Origin of the sequence: Zobellia russellii, assembly GCF_018728565.1 — a bacterium.
Lineage (GTDB): Bacteria > Bacteroidota > Bacteroidia > Flavobacteriales > Flavobacteriaceae > Zobellia > Zobellia russellii.
Map to the genome: position 1 here is coordinate 141,280 of NZ_JACSOI010000009.1, position 10,015 is coordinate 151,294.

Below are 10,015 nucleotides of genomic sequence, written 5' to 3' on the forward strand. Positions count from 1 at the left end.
TTATATCAAAAAACACTTTTGTTTTCTTGCCCATTAAAAATTGTTGCGTAATATTGTTGCAGAAACATTGCACTATCCAAAATGGCTAAAAAAATAACGATATACGACTTGGCCCAAAAGCTGAATATATCTCCCGCCACTGTAAGTCGCAGTCTGAACGACCATCCGGCCATCAGCCAAAAGACAAAGGACAAAGTCTTGTCCGTTGCCAAGGAAACCGGCTATAGAACCAATAAATTTGCCGCCAACCTTAGCAAGCAACGGTCCAAAACCATTGGGGTCATCGTACCCAAGCTCAATTCCATTTTTATGTCTACCGTATTATCGGGCATAGAGAAAATAGCCAATAATTTCGGCTACAACCTGGTCATTAGCCAGTCGTTGGAATCGCAGGAAAAGGAAAAACTCAATGCAAAGACGCTTTTTGATAGCGGGATCGACGCCCTTTTGGTCTCCTTGGCCTATGAAACGGAGAACTACGACCACTTCACAACCTATACCGATAGAAAAATACCATTGTTGTTTTTCGATAGGCTGTGCGACCTACCCAATTGCCCTACGATTTCCATAGATAACGAAGCCGCCGGATACGACGCCACACAGCATCTCATAGAAAAAGGCTGTAAAAACATCGTACATATAAGTGGTAGCTTAAGACGAAACGTTTATACCGATCGTCTGGAAGGATACAAAAGGGCCCTGTATAAAAATAAGCTTCCGGTCAGGCCCGAAAACATTATCGAAAGCGACTTGAACATTTACAAGGTTCAAGAGTTCGTGGCCTATATAAAGGCTTCGAAACATAAGGTCGACGGTATATTCGTTTCCAACGACACCTTTGCCGTAAACTGCATCAAAGAGCTTAAAAAAGAGGGATTCCGTATTCCCGAGGATATCAAAATCATCGGGTTCAACAACGACCCCGTCTCCGAAGTCATATCGCCCAACCTTTCCACAATTGAATACCCGGGCTACAAAATGGGCATTCTTGCCGGACAAAGCATCATCAGCCACTTAAACGGGTCGATAAACATTCAATCCGCAGATCAAATTATCATTAAGCATAAATTAATAGCTAGGGAGTCTAGCCAAACCTAAAGACACACATTACCCATGAAAACAAACATTACCGCCTTATTTTTACTTGTTACCGGTTTCATTTTCGCCCAACAACAAGAAAATTTCAAAATTACCGACGAATGGCTGGCCCACATAGAGCAAATGGCCCCGTCTGAAACTACCGTAAAAGACGTATCAAAAAAGAAGACCCTGGTCTTTTCAAAGGCTACCGGCTTTGACCATTGGACCATTCCGCACAACGTGGAAATGCTTAAAATTTTGGGGAAGAAAACCGATGCCTTCGAAGTACATGTCGGATACGACATTGAGAATTTCGACAAAAAAAACCTAAAAAAATACGATGCGGTAGTATTTAATAATTGCAATCCAAGGGGCAAAAAAAGGGACCTGTTTTCCGATTTATTAGAAGACAACACTTCCTTCTCGGCCCAAGAAATAGCTGCAAAATCGGCACAATACGAAAAAAACTTACTCGATTACGTAGCCAAGGGTGGCGGACTGATGATCTTACACGGTGCCATTGTTGTACAGAACAACTCTATGGAATTCAGTAAGATGACCGGCGGTAGCTTTGACTACCATCCGAAACAGCAAGAAATGCACGTTAAGGAAGTAGACCCAAACCATCCCCTAGTACAGGCCTTTAAAGGAAATGGCCTTACCCATGTAGACGAGCCCTACTTTTTCAAGAATGCCTACTTCGATTACAACTTTAGACCCTTGCTCTATATCGATAATAACAAGATCGAAGGAATACGCCATACGGTTACAAATGACAAGAACTATGTTTCTTGGATCAAAAGACATGGCAAAGGCCGCGTTTTCTATAGCTCCCCTTCGCATAATGCCCAAAGTTTAGACCACCCAGAGCTGCTTCAGTTTTTCTTGGATGGCCTACAGTATGTTGTCGGCGACTTAAAATGTGACGACTCCCCTATTGGAAAATAAAAGGCTTTAGGGTAGTTTTGTTTCAAAACAACATTTTGAAACATTACTACCCTTTTATATTGACCCTACTGCTCTGTTCGTTTACCGCATGTAAAGAGAACAAGCCGAAGCCTTCAAGCAAAGCATCGGACCCTGTCATCACCACTCCCAAGACCGAAGAGGTCAGCCTACTAGACCGTTGCATCAATGCCCATGGTGGCATTCAACAATGGAAATCGTTCGTCGGTCTGGCCTATACTATAGAGGAAAAGGGAAAAACCGTTTACCAACTTACCCACCTAAAAGACCGTAGGGCCTATTTAAAATCAAAGGATTTTGAAGTGGGTTTTGACGGAAAAACGGCATGGGCAAAACCGGATGCTTCGCACATCCCCGGAAATTCCCCAGCGTTTTATTACAATCTCGATTTTTACTTTTTCGGCATGCCCTTTTTATTGAAGGACCCGGGCGTGATTACTAGCGATGAAGGAACATCCGTTGTTGGCGGCAAAACATACGAGACCTTAAAGGTTACCTTTGGCCCGGAAGTCGGCCTTACCCCAGAAGACGTTTACTACCTCTACATCGACCCCGAAACCTTTCGGCTCGAGATACTGACGTATTCCGTCTCTTACTTCAATAAGGAAGATGCACAGATAAACACGGCCAAAGTGTATTCGGGATATCACGAGGTACAAGGTCTTATGATGCCTTCCCAGTTGGAAAATTACGCATGGAAGGACGGAAATTTAGGAGAAAACAAACAACACACCCGTCTTTTCAGCGACATTCGCTTTCTAGATCAAATACCCGATAACAGCGTTTTCAAGGTACCACAAGGGGCCGTGACCGAAAAAATAGTGCAAGATTAATCCCTTATTTCTTTGAATAATCCAATAGCTCCTGTTCGGTGTATTCGGTTCCGCTTTTGGGTTTAGTCTGACGTAGCTCTTCGATCTTATCGATATTCAAGCGCTTAGGCTCATCGGAAAACGCATTGGTCACATACGATATAATATCGGCAATATCCTTATTGGAAATATCTTCATTCCGTATGAGTCCCGGCATGGCGAGGTTTAAATTGTATTGCTCCCCTTTGACCGTTATAGGCCCTTCAAGGCCGTGCAAGATTATCAGCCCTAGTCTTTCCGTATTGGCCACGTGCTCAGACCCCATTAGTGGCGGCGCCAAGCCTTCTATCCCCTGGCCATTTACCCCGTGGCACGAAGCACAGATTTCATAAAACATCTTGGCCCCGCTGGTTCTTGTGTCTTCCACCAAGGACTTCCTTGCAAAAATTGGGTTAACCTTATCTTCTTTTCGCTTGGTAGCGCTTGTTGCCATCGCTTCGGCAAGTTTCGGGTTCCCCGATGCCATGGCGGTCTGTAAGTCTTCTTCCCCGCCCATGATACCACTGACCAAAGCTTCGGTAAATATCGGCTTGTTCACATACTTGGCACTTAGTTTTTCCATAACCGGAAGAAAACGCGACTCATCTTGGGCCACTAAGTTTCCTATGATGCTACTTAAATAAAGGTCTATAGTCACATTATTTTTGTTCAACAGCTCGGCGACCAAGGCTTCTGTTTGCTCGGTATTGGCCTTCGCTACAAATGGCGGAAGCAAAACAAGTGCATGGGCCGTCAGATCAGCAGCCCCTGAGCGTGCCGCCTTGGCCAACAAGTCATACGACAAGGCATCGAGCCCTTCCAACGTATATAGCGCATGTATTTGGGCTATAGGGTTTTGTTCGTCCTGCAGAAGCTTTTCCAATCCTTCTATGGCATCTTTTTGGTTTCTGTAAATCAACTGCTGTTGGGCACGGTCACGAACCCAACCGTTCTTATCCTTTAATAGTGCAATGAGTTGTTTGGTATTCAACTCACTAAAATTAAGGACCGCTTCATGTGGTTGACCTAGCTTCTTGACACGTAAGATACGTCCGAAATTAATAAGGGTATCGAGTTTGTTTACAGCTACTTTTTTCTTGAGATAAGGACTCAAATAGGCATGATGCCCTATCATACCACGATGCATATCGGTAATATATATGCTTCCATCAGGGCCATTGTTCAAGTTTACCGGTCGAAACCCTTCATCCGTAGAGGTCAAGAATTCCTTTCCTTCATAGGCTTGTTTCGCTATGGTGGAATCTCCCGTAAAAGTCAAGAGATTGCGTTTTATAAGGTTCCCCTCAGGGATACAAACAAAAACGTTCTCGTCATACGCTTCAGGGAATGCCCCGCCCCTATAGACAAGGGGAGCACAAGCGGCCGTGGCTTTCACCAATATACTATCTTGGTTCAACACCCCTTTGGCATAGCCCCTATTTACGGTGGTAGCGTGCACGGGATACACCCTCTGGTCATCGGTCAACATTCTATTCACCCCATATTTCGGGCTATAGTATTTGTTTTTCACCAAGACATTGGGCAAAACATGGTCCCCTAGCAATTGTCTTGAATTATCGTTAAAATAAAGTCTACCAAAATTATCATGACTTATACCCCACTGCCCCCGAAAGGTAGTTGCCTCTTTTTTCCAGACCCCCTTGACACGACGGTACCTGAAATTGGATTTCGCATTGTACAACCAGTTATCGAGGTTCATCATCAGGCCGTTAGGCTGATGCTCGGGGTTCCCCTCTACGGCATAGATAGAATCTACAACGACCCTATTGACCGGTTTATCATCCTTAATCTCCACAAAGTATAAAAAGGGAGGTTCAGAATATAGAAGTCCCCCATACACATGGGCCAAGGCCCTAGGCATCACAAGGCTATCCAAAAAAGTTTTGGCATGGTCTACGACCCCATCGTTATCAAGATCTTCAAGAATATCGATACTACCCACGGGCGCGGTCTCGTCACTCCCTTGCATATCGTTCATATATCCCGGCATTTGAGCGACCCAAATCCTTCCTTGATCATCAAAATCGATGGTAACAGGGGCTTTTAGAAGCGGTTCAGAGGCCACCACCTCGAGTTCAAAACCTTCTTCTACCTTATAGCTATCCAATGCTATTTGAGGTTCCTCGTATGAAGGCTTGCAATTACTGAACAAAAGAATAAGCGCGCCAAAAAATACGGTAGATCTACAATACTTCATTCTATAAAAACTTTATGCTATAATTATATCTTCTAAATATGCCTCAAACTACATTTAAATACATGAGAAACCAATGACTTGCCGCGCCACCTAAAACAAAAATATGCCATATAAAGTGATTGAACGGTATGCGATTCCACGCGTAAAAGAGAATTCCAAAGGTATAAAAGCCTCCACCAAGAAACAAAAGCCAAACTCCTAAAGAAGGGATGCTATCGAGAAGATTCTTAAAATCAAGAACGATCAACCACCCCATTGCCAAATATAGTCCCAATGACAAAAATTCGAACTTCCCTGTATAGAAAATTTTAAACAATGTACCTACGAGGGCAATACCCCATATCGCATAAAAAATAAGCCATCCATTACCATTATACAACGTAATCAAGGCTATGGGCGTATAAGTACCCGCAATTAAAAAATAAATATTGATGTGATCTAATACACGTAATTTACTTTTTAACCACGGGTTGGTACTAAGGTGATAAGTCGCCGACACCCCAAACATGGAAATCAAGCTTATGCCGTAAAGCAATATAGCAAATGTCGCATAGGGGGACTTACCGCTGTTCTTCACGAGCAACATAATCGTGCCCATCACTGCAAATAAAGCCCCTAAACCATGCGAAAGGGTGTTGTATTTTTCTTCCTTTGAAAAAGCTATTCTCTCGTTCATGTAACCTAAAAGACACTCGTACCTTCAAACTTCGGCTACTCTACAATAAGTTTAATTCTCATTGAAGCCGAATGTCCCGGAAAGGTACAAACAATCCAGTATTCCCCAGCAGTATTCGGTACATCAAAATAGATGGTTTCTTCCGATTCGGGCTGAACGATTCCCGTATGGACCAATACCAGTTCACTATCGGGAACATAATTAAGGTCAGCACCATCCAAGCCTAAATGTAAGGCCTTATCACCCACTTCATTTACAGACGCTTCACCTCTATCGGTAATCACCAGGTTATGGAGCATATCGTCATTATTCTTAAAAGTGATGGCCACCCTAGATCTTCGCTTAAGCTTAAGCTCCTCTATATCGTATTTCAATCCCGGTTTGGTACTGATCACAATTTTTTCGGTAGGGGCATTAACCCATAGTAGGGGCATCTCATTCACCCGCTTAGGTTGTTTCACGCCGTTTTTACCCGTATTCGTTTCAATGGGTTCCGATTTCAATGTACCTCCCGGAACTTCGTTCAAGGTGTAGTATCCTGTATCATGCAACAGCTTTTCCCCACTTTTAGCCTTTAAATCAGGAATCTTAAGCTGGTGAATAAAGCCTAAACGCATACCTTTGACCGTCAATTTCACAGAGCGCCCATCATCTGAAACCTTGGCTTGGGTCACTTCGCCCTTCTGTTGGTCGACAATCGGACTTCCATAAGTATTATGGTATAGGTAATTAAAAGTGGTTACATTATAGCTGGCAAGGTCTGCCCCTAATTTTTTATCGATAGGCTTGGTAAATTCCAACAAGAAACCATCATCTTCGGCCTTCATCGTCTTTATTTCAAAAGGCACTTTTCCGTTCCATACCAATCGCTGTAGACCGAACATTTTCCTTCCCGTTGACGACCAACCTCTACTTGTCATCCCTACGAACATACTGTTATCGCTACCCCATAACATTCTCAATATACCTGAGGAAAATCCTTCCACAAAAGGAAAAACGGCCCCTTGATATACTCCGTTGACCTTCTCCATATACACGCGCATAATCTTGCTGTGTCCTTGGTCCCCCACAAACATCTGACCTTCAAAAGGCCCGAAATTGCCCTTGGTCGTATCATAAATCATATCGGAAGTGGAAATCCCTAAAATCGTATGGGGCAACCAGATAGCCGGAGCCCTTAATTCCGGTACTTTTTTTGCGTACTCGTACAAGCTTAGCCCCGATTGCTCTTCTATGTCCTCTTTCTTTAGTTTTAAAGGAGATTTAGGGTCGTCGGTCCATACCAAACCTTCAGGGTTTCCAGCAAAGGTTCCCTTCTCTAAATGGGTTATTCTTCCTGAACCTACCCAGTCTCCTTGATTTTCGGAGTAAAAAACATCACCGGCATCGTTGATCACAAAACCTGAAGGGGAGCGCAATCCCGTAGCAATAGGGGTCATTTCTCCTTCTGGTGTAATTTTCAACATCCAGCCCCTCCATTTTACCAAACTGGCCCCGTGACCGATCCATGATAGATTTAAGGTAACGAGCATATCTCCGTTGTCCATAAATTTAGGACCATAGGAATAATCATGGTAATTGCCTGACAAGGGCCATGTATAAATAGTTTTATAAACATCGGCCTCACCGTCATTGTCCTTATCTTCCAATTTGGTCAGCTCCCCCCTTTGTGCGAGGTAAAAACTATTGTCTTTATAGTTCAATCCCAAAACTTCGTGCATCCCGCTGGCGAATCTTGTATACGAAGGCGATTTACTGTAAGGCTTATCAATAACCCATACTTCTCCCCTACGTGTCGAGACCCCCAAATTATCATCGTCGGTCAGTGTCATACCACCCACTTCAAGAACTACGTCCTGAGGAATAGGAACATCGACAATACTATAAAATTGGGCTTCCTTTTTGGCCATATCCGACTGGGCGATACCCAGTTGGGCCGTAACTACTAGAAATATAAAAAATAAGGTTCTATATAAAGTTTGCATGATCTTCTCTTTTTACCAAATAATGTTGTACTGGATTTTTTGTTCGCCGGATGGAATTTTCACTACCAATTCATCCTTACCGTTAGATTTTCGAACGGTCGGAGCCAAGCCTTCATCGGCAAAATGAACAAAATAGCTCTCGTTATTTACAATATAAGAACCATCGGGAAGCTTTTTAATAGTCTCCCCATCGGCTACCTTATGCCAAATAACACCATCGCCAGTAGTTTCAACAGTACGTGTTACGCCCCGTTCACCGGACAGAACATTAATTTTATCAAGTAGTTTTTTAGACCCTATTTTTCGCATGAATGTCGGAATTCCCTTCTTATCCAATTCATAGCCTTGGGACATTTGAAAGTCCTCCTCCGCTATTTCAGTAGGCCATTGGGCAGCATCATCGGTCAATAGGGCAAACTCAGGGTCCCCATGAAAAGAAACGGCAAAGCCGGCAGGTTCACCGAGCTGTTTGATACCTCGTGCATGCCACATTTGTGTAGCGTCTAAAAACTCACCATTCCATACCTCCAGCAAAGAACCGGAAGTCAAGTCATAGGCGTAGTTAATTTTCTCAGGGGTTCCCACTGAAATACAATGGGTCCGTTTTTCATCCCCGTGCATTAGAAAGCTACGCTGGGTTACCGCCTTATCGCTTGGTTCTACCATAATTCTATTCTTGCTGATGCGAGGTCTGTCATTTATAGAACTTTGGGCGTGAACCGAATGTCTTTGAATGCCAGGACCTTCGACATACAGGCCAAATCCTATGTTCCACGGATTGTGTTTGTTGTATATCAACCTAAAAGGTACTTCGCCCTTGGTCAGCGACACCTTGGCCAAACCTAAGGAATCAAGCGTAAAGCTGCCATCATGGTTTACAACGGTATCATTATCTATAATCAGCAGGCCACCGGCTTGGTTGAGTTTAAAATCGAAAAGGTAATCCCCCGTAACCGGAACAAGCATTTTTCCCTTGTAATCCAATATACGTGTTACCTTTTTCCCAACGACCATCGCCGATGAAATCGAATCGGTACCGACTTCCCTTATGGGAGTCAAAGTATCCACATTCGGCAGTAGAACCTGCTCACTCTCGAACTCCTTCATCTTCATATCAACAAACGACAACCTAGGGTTTCCGTAAAGTTTGTAGGAGAAGTTTTTAAACGCCACGGCACCGTGGTCACCTTGTATCATCAATGGCGCTTTTGCCACTTCATCATTTGCAATAGCCGCACGTGTAGGACCAGAAACCTTAACATTTTCATGGATAAGGACCCCGTTCAACCAGACTTCCTCAAATTCGGCATCTTTGACCTTTTGGCCCGACGCATCAAATTGGGGCGCATGGAAAACAACCTTAACATGTTGCCACAATCCTGGCGCTTTTGCCGCATTCATTCTTGGAGCACTACCTTCATAGCCTTCACTCCCTTTCTCCTTGGTGGCATCCCAACGCTGGTAAATACCTCCCATATCGGAGAAAGTAGCTTCTTCCGTCTTCCAACTATCAAAAAGTTGCACCTCATAACGGCCTTGAAAATAGAGTCCTGAATTAGAGCCCTTTGGCATCATCACATCGACTTCAAGTTCTATATCACCGTGTTCAAAATTGGTAAAGATATGAGCTTTGGACTCGCTATCGGGAATATTCACCAATACCCCGCTACCTTCAGAAACCGTAATTTGTTTATCCTTTAAACGGTCTACATATACATCGCCTCCGATGCTCCAATTGCCTGATGTTTTTTTAAAATCGCCAAGATCATTGAGCGATATAGATTCAAAAGGAAGCGAAATTTCTTGTGGCGCCGATTCTGCCACTTCTACTTTCCTTTCCTTTTCTGTGCAGGAATACAACAATGCACTTAAGATAAAGATTGGTACAGTTCTTTTCATGGGTATGGTTTGAAATCAAAAATAGATTACTGGATAGTTTTTTAAAGTATTTTTATTAGCGGATGCATGTAGTATTCTAGCAAAAACTACACGAGCCTAAAAATACAAAAGTGTAAGAACCACACCTAATATTAACTTACTATTCAGCCCATAATTATCAATAAATAGCAAATTTTTAACGGAAATTATGCAAGATATAATGCAACAAAATCTTGTTTTGTAGAGAATTCCAATGGGGTTGTAATGCGGACGGGCGATGGTGAAAAAAAAAGGTCCCGACCAGTAAAACTGATCGGGACCTCGAAGCAAGGCGGCTTCCTACTCTCCCACCTATTGGCAG

7 protein-coding genes are annotated in these 10,015 nt (G+C 43.3%); 3 read left to right on the plus strand and 4 right to left on the minus strand.

All coding sequences use genetic code 11. The annotated features are described in order from the left end of the window. The first annotated feature begins 81 nt into the window (after positions 1-81). Genes H9565_RS17880 through H9565_RS17890 form a run of 3 tightly spaced genes read left to right on the plus strand, consistent with a single transcriptional unit; the run spans position 82 to position 2,879 of the window. A complete protein-coding gene (locus tag H9565_RS17880) occupies positions 82-1,098 on the plus strand; it encodes a LacI family DNA-binding transcriptional regulator (protein WP_215441741.1) in 1,017 nt (338 codons plus the stop codon). A 15-nt stretch (positions 1,099-1,113) separates the two neighbouring features. Then, on the plus strand, positions 1,114-2,028 hold the full coding sequence (locus H9565_RS17885) for a ThuA domain-containing protein (protein ID WP_215441742.1): 915 nt from the start codon (positions 1,114-1,116) through the stop codon (positions 2,026-2,028). A 35-nt stretch (positions 2,029-2,063) separates the two neighbouring features. Beyond that, a complete protein-coding gene (locus H9565_RS17890; protein WP_215441743.1) occupies positions 2,064-2,879 on the plus strand; it encodes a DUF6503 family protein in 816 nt (271 codons plus the stop codon). A gap of 4 nt (positions 2,880-2,883) precedes the next feature. Here H9565_RS17890 and H9565_RS17895 read toward each other — a convergent pair whose 3' ends face one another. From H9565_RS17895 to H9565_RS17910, 4 genes are read right to left on the minus strand one after another with little or no spacing between them, the layout of a single operon-like run. After that, positions 2,884-5,115: a DUF7133 domain-containing protein gene (locus H9565_RS17895; RefSeq protein WP_215441744.1), complete on the minus strand. Its 2,232-nt coding sequence runs from the start codon at positions 5,113-5,115 to the stop codon at positions 2,884-2,886. 43 nt (positions 5,116-5,158) lie between these two features. After that, positions 5,159-5,791, minus strand: coding sequence for a PAQR family membrane homeostasis protein TrhA (trhA, locus tag H9565_RS17900; protein ID WP_215441745.1), 633 nt, complete (start codon positions 5,789-5,791; stop codon positions 5,159-5,161). A gap of 35 nt (positions 5,792-5,826) precedes the next feature. Continuing rightward, positions 5,827-7,776: a sulfocyanin-like copper-binding protein gene (locus H9565_RS17905; RefSeq protein ID WP_215441746.1), complete on the minus strand. Its 1,950-nt coding sequence runs from the start codon at positions 7,774-7,776 to the stop codon at positions 5,827-5,829. Positions 7,777-7,788: 12 nt separating this feature from the next. After that, on the minus strand, positions 7,789-9,675 hold the full coding sequence (locus H9565_RS17910; RefSeq protein ID WP_215441747.1) for a 3-keto-disaccharide hydrolase: 1,887 nt from the start codon (positions 9,673-9,675) through the stop codon (positions 7,789-7,791). Positions 9,676-10,015: the final 340 nt, after the last annotated feature.

Bases quoted from the DNA above. Each gene is read 5' to 3' on its own strand.
- H9565_RS17880 (WP_215441741.1), top strand. From the start codon at position 82: ATGGCTAAAAAAATAACGATATACGACTTGGCCCAAAAGCTGAATATA.
- H9565_RS17885 (WP_215441742.1), top strand. From the start codon at position 1,114: ATGAAAACAAACATTACCGCCTTATTTTTACTTGTTACCGGTTTCATT.
- H9565_RS17895 (WP_215441744.1), bottom strand. From the start codon at position 5,115: ATGAAGTATTGTAGATCTACCGTATTTTTTGGCGCGCTTATTCTTTTG.
- trhA (WP_215441745.1), bottom strand. From the start codon at position 5,791: ATGAACGAGAGAATAGCTTTTTCAAAGGAAGAAAAATACAACACCCTT.
- H9565_RS17905 (WP_215441746.1), bottom strand. From the start codon at position 7,776: ATGCAAACTTTATATAGAACCTTATTTTTTATATTTCTAGTAGTTACG.
- H9565_RS17910 (WP_215441747.1), bottom strand. From the start codon at position 9,675: ATGAAAAGAACTGTACCAATCTTTATCTTAAGTGCATTGTTGTATTCC.